The 14,960-nt window shown below is 69.7% G+C and carries 15 protein-coding genes; 10 read left to right on the top strand and 5 right to left on the bottom strand.

Translation table 11 applies throughout. The features are described from left to right. The first annotated feature begins 12 nt into the window (after positions 1-12). A complete protein-coding gene (locus ABZ453_RS47265; protein ID WP_359025683.1) occupies positions 13-789 on the top strand; it encodes a polysaccharide deacetylase family protein in 777 nt (258 codons plus the stop codon). Positions 790-1,789: 1,000 nt separating this feature from the next. Here the strand turns inward: ABZ453_RS47265 and ABZ453_RS47260 are convergent. Beyond that, a complete protein-coding gene (locus tag ABZ453_RS47260) occupies positions 1,790-2,134 on the bottom strand; it encodes a hypothetical protein (protein ID WP_359025682.1) in 345 nt (114 codons plus the stop codon). A 432-nt stretch (positions 2,135-2,566) separates the two neighbouring features. Between ABZ453_RS47260 and pqqA the strand changes: the two genes are divergently transcribed. The 5 genes from pqqA (at position 2,567) to pqqE (ending at position 5,819) form a co-directional block, all read left to right on the top strand. Further along, positions 2,567-2,704 carry a pyrroloquinoline quinone precursor peptide PqqA gene (pqqA, locus tag ABZ453_RS47255; RefSeq protein WP_133042405.1) on the top strand — a complete coding sequence of 46 codons (138 nt, stop codon included), beginning with the start codon at positions 2,567-2,569 and terminating at the stop codon, positions 2,702-2,704. A gap of 10 nt (positions 2,705-2,714) precedes the next feature. Beyond that, complete coding sequence (locus ABZ453_RS47250; RefSeq protein ID WP_359025679.1) at positions 2,715-3,683, top strand: MBL fold metallo-hydrolase; 969 nt, start codon at positions 2,715-2,717, stop codon at positions 3,681-3,683. 71 nt (positions 3,684-3,754) lie between these two features. Then, positions 3,755-4,429, top strand: coding sequence for a pyrroloquinoline-quinone synthase PqqC (gene pqqC, locus ABZ453_RS47245; protein ID WP_359025709.1), 675 nt, complete (start codon positions 3,755-3,757; stop codon positions 4,427-4,429). Further along, positions 4,426-4,683, top strand: coding sequence for a pyrroloquinoline quinone biosynthesis peptide chaperone PqqD (pqqD, locus tag ABZ453_RS47240; RefSeq protein ID WP_359025677.1), 258 nt, complete (start codon positions 4,426-4,428; stop codon positions 4,681-4,683). Before pqqC ends, pqqD begins: the two co-directional genes overlap by 4 nt. Further along, the gene (gene pqqE, locus ABZ453_RS47235) at positions 4,680-5,819 is read left to right on the top strand and encodes a pyrroloquinoline quinone biosynthesis protein PqqE (protein WP_359025676.1); all 1,140 of its coding nucleotides are present in this window, start codon (positions 4,680-4,682) and stop codon (positions 5,817-5,819) included. Before pqqD ends, pqqE begins: the two co-directional genes overlap by 4 nt. 224 nt (positions 5,820-6,043) lie before the next feature. Here the strand turns inward: pqqE and ABZ453_RS47230 are convergent, their stop codons facing one another. After that, positions 6,044-6,808, bottom strand: a complete 765-nt coding sequence (locus ABZ453_RS47230; RefSeq protein WP_359025674.1) for an MBL fold metallo-hydrolase — start codon at positions 6,806-6,808, stop codon at positions 6,044-6,046. Between the two features lie 360 nt (positions 6,809-7,168). On the opposite strand from ABZ453_RS47230, the gene ABZ453_RS47225 reads away from it, so the two are divergent. Beyond that, entirely contained in the window at positions 7,169-7,813 is a 645-nt protein-coding gene (locus ABZ453_RS47225; RefSeq protein WP_359025672.1) for a glyoxalase, read from the top strand. 411 nt (positions 7,814-8,224) lie between these two features. Here ABZ453_RS47225 and ABZ453_RS47220 read toward each other — a convergent pair whose 3' ends face one another. Beyond that, positions 8,225-8,914 (bottom strand): response regulator, encoded by a 690-nt coding sequence (locus tag ABZ453_RS47220; protein ID WP_359025670.1) that lies wholly within the window; start codon positions 8,912-8,914, stop codon positions 8,225-8,227. Further along, positions 8,911-10,578, bottom strand: coding sequence for a sensor histidine kinase (locus ABZ453_RS47215; protein ID WP_359025668.1), 1,668 nt, complete (start codon positions 10,576-10,578; stop codon positions 8,911-8,913). Before ABZ453_RS47215 ends, ABZ453_RS47220 begins: the two co-directional genes overlap by 4 nt. A gap of 255 nt (positions 10,579-10,833) precedes the next feature. Here ABZ453_RS47215 and ABZ453_RS47210 point away from each other — a divergent pair, with 255 nt between their 5' ends. From ABZ453_RS47210 to ABZ453_RS47200, 3 genes are read left to right on the top strand one after another with little or no spacing between them, the layout of a single operon-like run. Continuing rightward, the gene (locus ABZ453_RS47210) at positions 10,834-11,694 is read left to right on the top strand and encodes an ABC transporter ATP-binding protein (protein WP_359025666.1); all 861 of its coding nucleotides are present in this window, start codon (positions 10,834-10,836) and stop codon (positions 11,692-11,694) included. Then, positions 11,691-12,569 (top strand): ABC transporter permease, encoded by an 879-nt coding sequence (locus ABZ453_RS47205; RefSeq protein ID WP_359025664.1) that lies wholly within the window; start codon positions 11,691-11,693, stop codon positions 12,567-12,569. The genes ABZ453_RS47210 and ABZ453_RS47205 overlap by 4 nt, the downstream gene beginning before the upstream one ends. 49 nt (positions 12,570-12,618) lie before the next feature. Then, positions 12,619-13,707: an ABC transporter substrate-binding protein gene (locus tag ABZ453_RS47200; RefSeq protein WP_359025662.1), complete on the top strand. Its 1,089-nt coding sequence runs from the start codon at positions 12,619-12,621 to the stop codon at positions 13,705-13,707. A 204-nt stretch (positions 13,708-13,911) separates the two neighbouring features. On the opposite strand, the gene ABZ453_RS47195 is transcribed toward ABZ453_RS47200, so the two are convergent. Further along, positions 13,912-14,430 carry a hypothetical protein gene (locus ABZ453_RS47195; RefSeq protein ID WP_359025660.1) on the bottom strand — a complete coding sequence of 173 codons (519 nt, stop codon included), beginning with the start codon at positions 14,428-14,430 and terminating at the stop codon, positions 13,912-13,914. Positions 14,431-14,960 lie beyond the last annotated feature (530 nt).

Raw genomic sequence — 14,960 nt, 5'->3', positions numbered from 1 at the left:
CCTCTCCTTCATGTGAAGATCCTCAGAAAGCGGCCTCGCCTGCTCATATCACTGACCGTGGCCGTGGTGGCGGCCGTGACGGTGACCGTCGCCATGATCATCCAGGCGAACAAGATGGAGACCCTTTCCCCGCGCGAAGAACGTGACCGGGTCGCATCTGGAACCGGCGTACCGTCGGGGCAAGTTGACTGCCGCAAGGCCGAGTGCATCGCGCTCACCTTCGACGGCAACCCGGGCGAACCCACCGACCGGCTCATGGACCTCCTGAAGCAGTACAAGGCGCCGTCGACGTTCTTCCTTGAGGGCCGGCGCATCCACAAGTACCCGGATGTGGTGCGGCGGATCGCCAAGGACGGCCACGAGATCGGGGACCACACCTGGACGCACGCGGTGCTGACCGATGTCTCTGACGCGCAGATCCGTGACGAACTGCGCCGCACGGCACGGGCCATCTCGGGCATCACCGGCAGCGAACCGACGCTGATGCGCCCTCCCCAGGGCCGCACCGACGACCGCGTGTCCAAGGTCGCGAAAGAACTGGGGATGGCGCAGGTGCTGTGGACGGTGACCGCGAAGGACTACGAAACGGACGACAGCGCGCTGATCATCAAACGTGTGCTCGACGGCGCCGGCCGCGACGGGATCATCCTGCTCCACCCGCTGCACAAGGGCACCGTGCCGGCCATGCCCTCCATCCTGCAGGCGCTCAGCAAACAGGGCTACACCTTCGTGACCGTCTCCCAGCTCCTCGCTCCGGCCAAGGCCGAGCCGGGCAAGATCTACAGGTGACTGACTGGCGATACGTCCGCCTCGTGGTTCGCCTCGCCCCCACGGGGTAGTGGCCCCCCGGTTTGGCGAACTGCGGTGACTCGTGCGGTATGCCGTCCGGGGACCCCTCTTGTCCGGCCGGGCCCGACGAGAGTTGGAGCCGGAGTCGCTTGGTATCACCGTGGCGGAAGCGGCTGCGGCTAGCTCCCCGCCAGGCTGCCTTCCCTCCATGGGGGACGTGCTCCGGCCGCCGGACACCGGTGGGTGTAGGTGGGTCAGGTCCCCGGCGGGCAGCTGGAGGCGGTCTGGATCATGATGCCGGTCACTGTCAAGTTGGAGGGGTACGCGCGCCCTTCGTTCGGATCGATGCATTCGTAGCGGGTCTGGCCGTTTCCGAGGTACCTGAGGACCACTCGGTCGTCGTTGCGGGTGTTGAATACGTAGGCCGCCCCCCCTGCTCCTCGGGCCCAGGTTCTGGACGTAGTCGGTGACGTCCTGGTACGCAGCGGTGGGCCGGTTCGCAGCCCAGTCGGCGCTGGTGAGGTAGAAGCAGACGCGGGGGTACCCACACCCCTTGTACGAGTCGGCGTGGGCGGGGGCGGCGGTGAAGACCGCCGAACCGGCAACCACGGCGACGGTCATGGCGAGAGTGCGCTTGAGTAGCGGGAGGCGCATGTGTGGCTCGTTCCTTTGAGGAGATGGCACGGGGGGCGGGACACCCCGCTGAGTGAGAGGGCACCGTCATCCCGGTCCCGCTCAGCGGCGTTCCGCGTTGCCACCGAACACTGCGCCAGGGACCTTGTGGAAACCTTGCGAACCACCCGTGACCCGGCACTGAACAGCATCCGCGCCTCAGCCGGCATGCAGAACCTGGAGCTGAATCGGCGGGCACAGCACAACCACGGGTATACCGAGCACCTCAGGGTCCGGCAGCTTCGGTGGTCCGGCGGCGACGGTACGGATGCCGACGTCCGCCGGGCGAGTTGCGCTTCGGCCACGCGGCGCACAGCTACAGGCTCGGTCACTGTGCCTGCAGCGGTGCTTTCGGATGCCAACCCTTCCGACAGCCACGTGGGTCGACCCGGCGAACCCGATTCGTTCTCAGCAGACGAGTGCCGATGGATCCCGTGTCTCCCATCAGGCTCGTCGCGTCGATCAGCGGTCCCCGTGCGGGCAGCAACGCGGCGAGTGGGCCGGCCTGTTGGCCCAGCCGCCCACGTACCGATAGGTGCCAGCGGCGGAAGGCGAGACTGGCGTCGCGGTCCTTCAACAGCTTCACAGTGTCGATCGTCTCCGCAGCCACGCCGATCGTCGTGGCCACGCGGGTGCGCGCCAGGTCCTCCGCCGTGAAGTGGATGCGTTTCACCGAGCGCCCCGTTCTGCGCGTCACCGTCGGCCCACAGCAGTCTCGGTTTCGGACGGGAGCCACGCAATGATCAATCAGGCCACTGCCCGCTCGAAGAGCAAGGCGAGGACAACGGCGCGCGTAGTCACCACCTCCTGTGGGCACCGCCCAGCGCGCATGCGGGCCGATGGCGTCTTGGAAGGTAGGAGGTGTGACTTGATCCGTCGAGAACGAATGAAGCCCAAAGGTCCATACCTGCATAATAAAACCTCAAGAAAAGCACCGAGATAAGCCGGAATGTGGCACTGCGGTGCATGTGGCCGCCCCAGGGTGATGAGTGAATTCGGCCAGAAAAGATCGGAGCAATTTCCTGTCGCGATATTGACCCGGATGGCTCGGCTGAGGATTCTCAACACAGAGCGCAGCGGTCCCCGACGAAAGGCAGACATCGTTATGGCCGAATCCGTGCAGCATGCGGTGGAGCAGCACTCACAGCCCGAAGATGAGGAATCAGGGACCTGGCAGACCCCCGACTACGCAGTCGTGGAGACCGCCTTGGAGGTCACCGCCTACTCCCTGAGCAGCCGCTAGCAGCGCCGCCGTGCTGCTGCAAGTGCTCGGCACCGCGGCGGGCGGCGGCGTGCCGCAGTGGAACTGCGCGTGTCCCGGTTGTTCAGGGGCACGCGTCCACCCCCATTGGCGCCGCCGCCACGCCTCGCTCGCCGTGCGTGCGTCCGAAGACCACTGGTATCTCGTCAACGCCACACCCGACATAGGCGACCAGATCGAGGACTGTCCGTCGCTCCACCCCGGCCCCGGGGCGCGGCGTACCCCTCTTGCCGGGCTGGTGCTGACGGACGCCGAACTCGATCACACCCTCGGCATCGCCCGACTGCGCGAAGCCGGCGACGGCGGACTGGAGGTGCTCGCCACCGGCGCCGTACGCGAAGCCCTGCTCACCCGGCTGTCCCTGGGTGCCGTACTCGGCCCGTACACCCCGCTCACCTGGCGGGCGCTGACCCCCGACCGGCCCGAACCGCTGTGCGCGGGCTCCCCCGTCACGATCAGCGCGATCCCCGTTTCCGCCAAACGCCCTCGGTATGCGGCAGACATGGGGGCGGACGCCGGGGCAGGCAACGGGACGCACCCCGCGCCGTGCCCCGCGACGGACTCCCCGGGCGTGGATCAGGACCAATGGGTGGTCGCCCTGCGGCTCACCGACCTCGCCACCGGTGCGTCCGTGGTCTACGCCCCGGCGCTGGCGGCGTGGCCGGAGGCTCTGCAGACCGCTGTCGCCGCGGCCGACTGCGTGATCGTCGACGGTACGTTCTGGGACGACGACGAACCCCGGCGAACCGGCATCTCCAAGCGGACCGCGACCGGTATGGGCCATCTTCCGATCGACGGTCCGGGCGGCACCGCGGAGCGCCTTGCCCCGCTGGGCGGACGCTGCTTCTACACCCATCTGAACAACACCAATCCCCTCGTCGACCCCGGCTCGCCGCTGCACGGTCAGCTCGCCGCCCAGGGCATCGAGGTGGCCAACGACGGAATGGTGATCGAGCTGTGAGCACCGGCGCGGGTACGACGACGGCAGGCGGAGCCGGTACGTCCGCCACGGCAGACGGCGCGACCACCGCGCTGGAGGACCGGCTCAGAGCCGTGGCACGAGATCGCTACCACGACCGCCACCCCTTCAACGTGCGGATGCACCAGGGTGAGTTGACCCCCGACGAGCTGCGCTGCTGGATCCTCAACCGCTTTCACTACCAGCGGTACATCCCCGTCAAGGACGCTCTGATTCTCGCCAAACTGGACAGCCCACGGCTGCGCAGGATGTGGATGCGACGGATCAAGGAACACGACGGTCTGACCGAGGGGGAAGGCGGCATCGAGCGTTGGCTGCGGCTGGGCGAGGCAGCGGGCATCGACCGGTCCGAACTCCTGTCGGGACAGGGTGTGCTCCCCGGCGTACGGCTTGCCGTGGAGGGCTACGTCAACTTCTGCAGGCTCCGCTCCCCGCTGGAAGCCGTCGCCGCGTCCCTCACCGAGCTGTCCGCCCCGGGCATCATGCGCACCCGCATCGGCGCCTTCGAACGCCACTACCGGTGGATCGACGCCGACGGACTCGCCTACTTCCGCGCCCGTGAAACCCAAGGCCGACAGGACAGCAGGGAGGCCCTCGGTCTCGTTCTCGACTGGGCGAAAGGACAGGCCGACGAGGAACGGGCGGTGGCGGCCCTCTCCTTCAAGTGCGATGTGCTGTGGTCACTGCTGGACTCGGTCGATCGCGCGGGCACAAAGGTGCGGCCGTGAACGGCTGGCGGCCCGCCCTCGAGCGATCGGTCGTGCTCCGGCACGACCGGGTCCGCCGGACTTACCTGTTGGTCCTGCCCGAACGGGTGGTCGTACTGGAGGGAAGGGCGGCGGACGTCCTGTGGCTGTGCGACGGACACCGGTCGGTGAACGAGATCGTCGACGCGTTGGCGGCGCGTTTTCCCGGAGCGCCCGTGACGGTGGAGGTGCCGCGGTTCCTGGACCGGGTACGGCAGGAGGGCTGGCTGCGATGACCACTTCTGCGCCCACGCCGCTTCCATCACCGTCCCCGTCTCCTCCCTGGGCCCTGCTGGCTGAACTCACGCACGGCTGCCCGCTGCACTGTCCCTACTGCTCCAATCCGCTGGAACTGGTACGCCGTTCGCGCGAGCTCTCCGCCGAGGAGTGGGGTGACGTGCTCCGGCAGGCCGCGGATCTCGGCGTCGTGCACACCCATCTCTCCGGCGGCGAACCGCTGCTCCGTCCCGACCTCGCGGCGATCGTCGCCGCAGCCGATTCGGCCGGGATCTACACCCAACTGGTCACCAGCGGGGTCGGGCTGAGCGCGCCGAGGCTGTCTGCGCTGGTGTCCGCCGGACTGCGCAGCGTCCAGCTCTCGGTGCAGCACGCGGACCCGGCGTCCTCAGACCGGATCGCCGGAAAGCGGTCCTTCGCCGCCAAGGAACGTGCCGCCGCGCTCGTACGCGAGGCCGGACTGCCGCTGGGTCTCAATGTCGTGCTGCATCGCGACAACCTCGACGCCGTCGACGCCGTCGTGGACCTGGGCGTGGCCTGGGGCGCGGACCGCATCGAGCTGGCGAACACCCAGTTCTACGGATGGGCCCTGCGCAACCGCACCGCGCTCCTGCCCACCCGCGACCAGCTCTCCCGCGCCCGGGACGCCGTCGAGCGGCGTCGGGAGCAACTGGCGGGCACCATCGAGCTGGTGTGGGTCGTGCCGGACTACTTCGACGGCGTACCGAAGCCGTGCATGGGCGGCTGGGGGGCGGTGTCGCTGACCGTCGCTCCGGACGGCGGGGTCCTGCCCTGCCCGGCTGCGGGAGGCCTTCCGGATCTGGACGTGCCGAACGTCCGTGACCGTCCGCTGGAGTGGATCTGGAACAGCTCTCCGGCCTTCAACCGCTACCGCGGCACCGAGTGGATGAGCGAACCGTGCCGGGGCTGTCCCCGCCGCGAGACCGATTTCGGCGGCTGCCGCTGTCAGGCCCACGCACTCACCGGCGAAGCCGCGCGCACCGACCCCGCGTGCGCTCTCTCTCCCGACCACACCCTCCTGCGTGCCGTCGCGGAGACACCGCGTTCCGGCACCACGCCCTACGTCTATCGAGGCCCCGGCCCCCGGACACCCCGCAGCTCCCGGACCGTATGACGGGGGCGCGTGCCGTCGACGCAGCCGGGCTCTGACAAGTCGCGGCCCAGTGCCCCGCGTGAGGCCCTGACTTCATGATCAGCTGCCGTCTCGAGCGGGTGCCGTGTGGCTTCCTCCTGTTCCCGCCTACTCCGGCGGTCGCCGGCAGGTTCCGTCGAGCCGGCCGCTTTGTCGACGGTGCCGATCCGGCAGACCGCCAGGGACTCGTGAGCGATGAGAAGGCCCTACCACCCTCGCGCCTGCTCCAGGTTCGACTGGTGGGGGCCGGACAGCCAGTCCGCATGCGGCCCCAGGCGCGCGTCGACGGGCTCCTCTCCTCGCCGGAGCGCGTCGATGTAGGCGTGATCGGCGGCGAGGCGAGCGGCCACCTGGGGGCCCGCGGCCACGGCGCCGTGACCGGGTACCACGACATCGACATGTTTGGCGGCCTCGTCCAGCCGGTCGAGAGCTGTCTCGTAAGTGCTCAGCTGACCGTCCTGGTGAGCGTCGAAGAGTGGGATCAGGACGTCGGAGAGCATGTCGCCGGCAAGCAGGACGCCACGGTCACGGAGAAGGATCGCGGCGTGGCCGACAGCGTGCGCCCCATGCTCGACGATCTCGCCCGGCACGGGTCCGCCCCCCGCGGGCAGCGCGGTGACGAGCGCGATCGGCTCGAGGGGAACGCCCGATGCGCTCTGCGCCGCCATCGCCTGCGCCCGCTCTCGGGCTTCGCCGGCTACATGGGCGGCGGCGGGGGTTGCGTAGCGCGGCACGTCGCCGAACCGGGGATGCCAGAGCAGGTGGTCCCAGTGGGGATGGGTGGAGAACCCGGCGACCACCGGGATGCCGAGCTGGTCCACGGCATCGGCGAGCTGGTCCAACTCGGAGCCGTCGATACCGGGGTCGACCAGGATCAACCCATCCTCCCCACGCACAACGATGGAGTTGCTCCAGACCCACCCGCTCTGCCGCACCCAGACGCCGTCGGCCACCTGATTCAGCTGGTCCATATCCACTCCCATCGGTTGCCTACGGTGCTGAGACTGCGCTCCGCAGCCAAACTCATCGCTTCCAGCGGCGGGACGCGGCGACACGGTTGAGGTGAAAGGCATGGTGGTCGCCGAGGGGGTCCTGCCGCCGCCCTGTAGCGCCTGCGATCCGACGCGGCCAGTACGTCCGCGGCTTGATGACCCCCAGCCGGATGAGCTGAGGGAGGGCGGCCGGGTGGTGGTCTTTACTGAAGGCAGCATGCCGCCCTCGTGGCCGGTCTGCAGCGGGCTTTCTTCGGGGGTGTCGGCGTGCGTGGTGAGGCAAGCGGCGGGACCGGTCAGGATCGGAGAAGCCTCGGCCGCCGTGCAGGCTCTAGCGTGATGGTCATGGCAAACACCACTTCCACCGCTGCTCACACGTCCCTCGCGTCCGTCACCCTTGAGGTGGCCGACCTTGAGGCCGCCCGCCGCTTCTACACGGCCTTCGGCGTGGACGCCTACATGGACCTGCGGGCCTCGGAGGCCCACTCCACCGGGTTCCGCGGCTTCACCATGGCGCTGACGGTGTCCGGACCGGCCACCGTCGACGGCTTCGTGGCCGATGCCGTGGACGCCGGCGCCACGGTGCTGAAGCCCGCCGCGAAGTCGCTGTGGGGTTACGGCGGCGTCGTCCAGGCTCCGGACGGGACGATCTGGAAGATCGCGACCTCGGCGAAGAAGGACCCCGGACCCGCCACCCGCGAGATCGACGAGGTCGTGCTGCTGCTCGGCGTCGAGGACGTGAAGGCCACCAGGCAGTTCTACGTCGGCCGGGGCCTGACCGTGGCCAAGAGCTTCGGCGGCAAGTACACCGAGTTCGCCTCCGGTCAGTCCAGCCCCGTCAAGCTGGCCCTGTACAAGCGCCGTGCCCTGGCCAAGGATCTCGGCGTTGAGGCCGACGGCACGGGCTCGCACCACATCGTCCTCGGCAGCACCGCGGGCACCTTCACCGACCCGGACGGCTTCACCTGGGAGGCCGCCGCGTAGCCGGCCCTGCGCAGTCCTGACTTCCGACGGCACTCCCGCACCGTCCTGTCCGCCTTCTGCGAGCGCTGCGGCGCGGGCGGCAGTGCCGGCGACGCCAAGCGGAGCTGGGGTGATGCCGGGTTCGGCATCCGTGTGGATCTTTCCCTTCACCGCGTCCGGCGGACCAGTACCGCAACCATCCCGCCGACGCCCTACGCGAACTCGGTCTCACTGGATGAGCACGCATCACGCCCGGGATGGTGCCTCGGCCGCAAAAGCCGCGCGGACGCGCGACCGAGGCACTGGCGCGAAGACCCTATGACGCCGGGTGCGGATGGGGTGGATGGACAGGGTGCGGTCGGCATGGCTGGTTTCAGGCGCAAGCAGCACCACGAGTCGGCTGCCTTGCCCACGCGGTGTCCGCGGCGCGGTTCAGCGCGCGATGCGGTAGCGGTGTTCGGGGCGGCCGTTGGTGCCGTAGCGGAGTTCCAGGCGGACCGTGCCCTCCTTGACCAGGTAGGAGAGGTAGCGCTGGGCCGTGGCGCGGGAGACGCCGGTCGCCTCCGCGGCCTCGGCGGCGGACAGGTCGGTGCGGGCGGTGCGCAGGGCCTGGTGGATCGCCCCGAGCGTGGGCGCGGAGTGGCCTTTGGCCGGGATGCGCGGGACGGCGGGCGGCCGGGCGGCGCTGAACAGGGCGTCCACATCGGCCTGGTCCGCCGCGGCCGTACGGCTGAGGGCGTCCACGCGGGCGTGCAACTGGCGGTAGGCGTCGAGGCGTTCGGCGAGGTCTGCGGCGCCGAAGGGCTTGACCAGGTAGCCGACGGCACCGAGTTTCATCGCGGCGCGGACCGAGGAGATGTCGTGGTCCGCGGTGATCATGAGCGCGTCGGGGCGGCTGTCGGCCTGGTCCTGGCTGAGCCTGCGCAGGACGTCGAGTCCGCTGCCGTCGGGCAGGAAGATGTCGAGCAGCAGCAGGTCCGGGCGGAGGGCGTGGACCGCGGCCACAGCCTCCGCCACGCCGGCCGCCACGCCGACCACTTTGAAGCCCTGCACCCGGAGCACGTAGTCGCTGTGGATCTGCCCGACCCGGAAGTCGTCGTCCACCACCAGGGTCCGGATCATCGCGGGTCACCTCCCGTCGGCAGCACCGTCGTCAACTGGGGGAGTTCGGTTGTCGAGGCCGCGTCCGGCCGCGGCAGTACGACCGTGAACACCGCGCCCGGGCCTTCGCCGACCGTGATGGTGCCGCCGTGCCGCTGCACCAGTCGGTGCACCAGGGCCAGCCCCAGACCGCGGCGCGCGGTGCCCCGCTCGGGGCGGGTGGACCAGCCGTCCTCGAAGATCGACTGAGCGGTGCCGGGGGCGATACCGGGACCGCTGTCCGCCACCCGCACGAAGATCAGCTCGTCGCTCTCGACCAACGTCAGCCGGATCCGGCGGCCACCGTCGCCGGGCGGCGCCTCGGCCGTCGCGTCGATGGCATTGTCGAGCAGGTTGCCCACGATGGTCAGCAGCCGGTGCAGGTGCGGCGGGTCGTCACCGAGCGCCGAGTCGTCGGTGAGGACGACACGTACCCCGCGTTCGGCGGCGACCGTGGTCTTGGCCACGATCAGCCCGACCAACAGCGGGTTTCCGATGTGCCGGCGTACCGCCTCGGTCAGCGCCTGCCCGGAGCGGGCCGTCTCGATGGCGTACTCGTACGCCGACTCGTGTTCGCCGATGTCCAGCAGGCCGGCCAGGGTGTGCATCCGATTCGTGAACTCGTGCTGCTGGGCCCGCAGGGCGTCGGTGAGCCCGCGCACCGAGTCCAGTTCGCGCAGCAGGCCGACCAGTTCGGTCCGGTCGCGCACGGTGACCACGGCGCCCAGCTCCCGGCCGTGCAGGGTGACCGGCATGCGGTTGACGACGAGGCAGTGGTCGTCGGTCAGGACGCTGACGTCGGTGCCGGTCAGCGTCCCGTCCAGCGCGCGGCGCAGCCGGCCGTCGGGCAGCATCTCCTCCAGCCGGTGGCCGAGCCCGGTGCCGAGGCCGAGCAGCCGCCGGGCCTCGTCGTTGACGACCGTGATCCTTCCGTCGGGCGCGAAGGCCACCACGCCCTCCCGGATGCCGTGCAGCATCGCCTCCCGGTCCTGCAGCAGACAGGCGATCTCCTCGAGTTCCAGACCGAACGTGGTCCGCTTCAGCCGCCGCGCGAGCAGCGAGGCCGCCGCCGCACCGATCGCCGTGGCGATGGTGGCGTACAGCCCGAAGGTGGGCAGCTCGCGCCACAGCTCCCCGAGTACGTCGTGTTCCGGCATGCCCACCGACACCTCGCCGGCCAGCGCGCCGGAAGGCCCGTACAGCGGGGCCTTGGCGTTGGCGGACCGTCCGGTCGCGCCCTGGTCGGTGCCGACGTGCGCGCGGCCGTCCTTGGCGATGACCGGTTCGGCCACGGGTTCGCCGATGAGGGCCGGGAGGGGATGCGAGTGCCGGATGCCGTGCAGATCGATCACGACGACGTACGACGCCCCGGACGCCCGGCGGATGCGTTCGGCGACCGTCTGCACCACATCACCGCCGCCTCCGTCCTCCATGGCCCGCTTGATCTGCGGCTCGGCGGCCGTGGTGCGGGCGATCGCCAGAGCCCGCTGCTCGTAGGAGCGGTCGAGTTCGGACCGCTGGGCGAACGCGAACAGGACGAAGCCGATCAGGCCCGTGAGAGCGAGAATGAGCAGCTGGTTGGCGAGGATCCGCGTGGAAAGCCTCCGCTTTCCTCCGCGACCTGTCCGGAAACGTATGGGTATCACTGGTGCCTCTTCGTTCCGGTGGCGACAAGTGCCGGGGTCCTGTTGGTGATGCGCGCCGGGGCTGTTCGCTGTGCCCGGGTGGCGCGATTGTGCCCCATGGCCGGAACGCTGCCCACCCTCCGTCCACTGAGCAAAACGAGCACAAGCCCGCTTTACGCAACTATTGCGAGATAGCTCGGAAACAGCGACGTAATACCCGGCCGCCCCTAGCGTCTGCCTTCCCCGACCTTCAAGGACGAAAGGAGGCAGGTGCCCATGGCCTCGCGAAACGACGTCGCCACGAGCCCGGCCGCCGGCGAAACCGGCCGCGACAGCGCGCGCATCGAGATCTCCGGGCTCACCAAGCGATTCCTGACCCCGGCCGGTGAGGTGTTCACGGCGCTGCACGGCGTGTCGTTCACCGTGGAACCGGGCCAGTTCTGCGCCGTGGTGGGCCCCACCGGCTGCGGCAAGTCGACGACCCTGAGCATGGTGTCCGGTCTCGACCGGCCCAGCGAGGGCTCCGTCAAGGTCGGTGGCCGTGAGGTGGACGGCATCACCGACGGCGTCAGCTTCATGTTCCAGAGCGATGCCCTGCTGCCCTGGAAGAGCGTCCTCGGCAACGTCCTGATGGGCCCCGTCTTCCGCGGGGTGCCCAAACAGCGGGCCCAGGCCTCGGCGCGCGACTGGCTGCGCCGGGTCGGCCTCGCCGGGTTCGAGGACCGCTACCCGCACCAGCTGTCGGGCGGCATGCGCAAGCGCGTGGCGATGGCCGCGGCGCTGATCAACGAACCCAAGATCCTGATCATGGACGAGCCGTTCGGTGCGCTGGACGTCCAGACCAAGGCGATCATGTCGACCGAGCTGCTGACCCTGTGGGAGCAGATCCGTCCTTCCGTCATCTTCATCACCCACGACCTGGACGAGGCGGTGGCGCTCGCCGACCGGGTGGTCGTGATGACCTCCAGCCCCGGCTCGGTCAAGGCGGTCTTCGACATCGACCTGCCCCGCCCGCGCGGCGCGGTCCAGGAGATCCGCTTCCAGCCGCGCTTCATCGAACTCCAGCACCAGATCTGGGACACGCTGCGCGAAGAGGTGGAGCGCGCGTACGCACTCACCGCAGGAGGCAAGGAATGAGTACGACGTCCACCGTTTCCGCGGCCTCCGTCGCCGACGGCGGCAAGGGCTCCGCCGCCAGCGGCGCGCGGCGCGCGGCGCGGCGCCGGGTCGCCCGGGTGTGGGCGGGCCGGGTCGGTCTCGCGGTCCTGGTGATCGGCGGCTGGCAGGCGTTCACCACCTGGGGCATCGTCGACCCGTTCTTCTTCGGGCAGCCGTCGGGCATCTGGCATCGGCTGATCGACCTCTTCCAGCACGGCACCCAGTTCGGCTCCTTCTACGCCAACATCTGGACCACCATCCAGGAGGCGCTGGCCGGTTTCGTCGTGGGCTCCCTCGCCGGCATCGTCTTCGGCGTCGCGCTCGGGCAGAGCCGCTACCTGTCCGATGTGCTCGGTCCCTACATCAAGATGGTCAACGCGATCCCGCGCATCGTCCTCGGCTCGATCTTCATCGTGGCCTTCGGCATCGGTGTCACCCCGAAGATCCTGCTCGCCGCCGTGCTGGTGTTCTTCATCGTCTTCTTCAACGCCTTCCAGGGCGTGCGCGAGGTCGACCGCAACGTCCTCGCCAACGTACGCGTGCTCGGCGCCTCGCGGATGCAGATCACCCGGCACGTCATCGTGCCCTCGGCGCTGACCTGGATCATCGCCAGCCTGCACAGCGCCTTCGGCTTCGCCATCGTCGGTGCCCTGGTCGGCGAGGTGCTGGGTGCGCAGAGCGGCCTGGGCCTGGTCATCAAGACCGCGCAGAACAACTTCGATCCCAACGGCGTGTTCGCCACGATGCTCGTCATCGCGGTGATCGTCCTCGGCGCGGAGTGGCTGATCGGCAAGCTCGAACACCGGCTGCTCGCCTGGCGCCCGCCGGCCCCCTCCGAGGCCAACTCCCTCTGACTCCCGCTCCTCCCCTCATGACCCTTTCGCGAAAGGCGCAGGTCCCGCCATGCTCAAAAGAACCCTCACCGCATCGATCATCACCGTCCTCGCCCTCGGCGCCGCCACCGCGTGTTCCAGCGGCTCCGGCAGTTCCGTGTCGTCGGGGTCCGGCGGCGGCACCCCGACCGTCAAGATCATGGTCGGCGGCATCGACAAGCAGATCTACCTCCCGTACCAGCTCGCCGAGAACCTGGGCTTCTACAAGAAGTACGGCGTCAAGGTCGAGCTGAGCACCGAGCAGAACGGCGGGGTCGGCGCCGAGGAGGCCATGGCCTCGGGCCAGGTGGACATGGCCGGCGCCTGGTACAACCACACCATCGAGTTCCAGGCCAAGGGCAAGGCCGTCGAGGACGTCGTCCAGCTGTCCGGCGCTCCCGGCGAGCGGGAGATGTGCACCAAGAAGAGCGGCGTGACCTCGGCCGCGGACTTCAAGGGCAAGACCCTCGGCGTCACCGACATCGGCTCCGGCACCGACACCCTCACCCAGTTCATGGCGGCGAAGAAGGGTGTCAAGGCCAGCCAGTTCCACCGGCTCGCGGTCGGCGCGGGCTCCACCGCCGTCGCCGCGCTGCAGAACGGCAAGGCGGACTGTGTCATGACGACGCAGCCGACGGTCGCCGCGATCCAGAAGAAGGGCGTCGGCACCTCCGCGATCGACCTGGCCACCACCGCCGGTGCCAAGGCGGCCCTCGGCGGCGCGTTCCCGGGCGCGAGCATCCTCGCCCGTACCGACTGGGTGAACTCCCACAAGGACGCGACGCAGCGGGTCGTCGACGCGCTGGTGGCCACGATGCACTGGATCAACACGCACAGCGCGGCCGACATAGCCGACAAAATGCCCGCCTCGTTCGTGCAGAACCAGCTCGTCACCAAGGCCGACTACGTCACGGCGCTGACCGAGGACAAGGGCCAGTTCCTGCCGGACGGGATCATGCCGGCCGGTGGCCCCAAGACCGCCCTGGCCACCGAGCAACTGGTCGGAAACGTGACCTCGTCGGTGGACCTGAGCAAGACCTTCACCAACGAGTTCGCCCTCAACGCCAACAAGAAGGAGGGCTTCACCACCACCACGACCCCGGCCGGTGCCAACGGCTGAGACACCGACAGGTCAGGGGGCCGTCCGGGCGGCCCCCTGACCTGTCGTATTCCGCTCGTTTTCCGCACGCCGTGCCTGGACACCGTCCAAAGCCGCCCCGCAGCGCTCGCCCGCACCGGCCGGACCGAGGGAAGCGGTCATCGCGGGCATAGAAGCGGCCGGCGTGGAGCCTGTGTCCGGGGACGGAGAGGGTGCTCTTCGCAGTCAGGAAAGCCCCGACGCCCGGAGCACCGCCTCGGCCGTCTCGTCGTCGATGTGATGTCCCAGGCGCTGCATGACGTCCGCTCCGTGGCGGAGAGTTCCGCGCTCGAGGGAGCGGCGGACGCCCGTGTCGAGCTCGTGCCAGAGCATCGGGTTGGCGGTGAGGACTCGGGGGTCGAGTTCGAGTGTGTGGCCGTGGGTGTCCCGCAGGACGAGGTGGGAGGAGACACCATCGTACTGTCGTACGGCTGTCAGGGCGTCCGTATGGATCACTCGCCTGCGCCAGGGGGTGCGTACCGCCAGCCAGCCGCGGCCTGCGCTCATACGCGGCGGCAGCAGTACCGCGCATACGGCGGCCGACAGGGTGACCCACAGCAGGGCGCGGAGGGGGGTGAGGCTTGCCGCGTCCCAGTCGACCAGGAGGCTCATGGCGCAGAAGATCAGGGCGCAGCTCACCGCGAGCCGGGCACTGCCACGCCAGTGGCGGTCGCCGGCCGAGCCAGCCGGTCCGCTCCGTCGCATGGCGCTGACGCTAGGCGCCCCTGTGAGGTCCGGCGACTGTCGCTAACGGGGTCCTAGCGCCGTACGGTCGAATCTTGACGGGATTCTGACACCGGACGTCAGCCGGTGTGCACCCTCGGCCCGCGGGCGCGGTCCGGCTCCGCTTCGCGCAGGACCTCTCGGGTGACCGGGGCGACCTCCCCGGCAGTACACCGGCAGCCCCGCGGGTCCGCGAGCCTCGTCAAGGTCCCGTCAATCCCGGCTGAGCAGTCATCAGGAACCCGTCAATGACAGCTTCCCGAGGCCGAATCCAGCTGCACACTCATCGGCGACGGGGGACGGGCGACCGTCCGTGGTGTGACGTTGGAGGGACCGTGACTCTCACGGCCGGCACAGCGCAGGGTCAGGGGCCTCGGACCGAGGGGGAGACACCGCCACGGCAAGAGGCGATCGCCCCGGTCGGCGGCAGCTCCGGGCCCCGCGGACCGGAGCGTTCGGGCGATCCCGGTCCGGGGCCGCGCCCGGCCCGCCGGACCGTGGCCGCGCGGGCC

The sequence above is a fragment of the Streptomyces sp. NPDC005799 genome, assembly GCF_040630525.1.
GTDB classification, from domain to species: Bacteria; Actinomycetota; Actinomycetes; order Streptomycetales; family Streptomycetaceae; genus Streptomyces; species Streptomyces griseorubiginosus_B.
The sequence above is the reverse complement of the archived record's forward strand: the minus strand, read 5'-3'. Positions and strand labels throughout refer to the sequence as shown.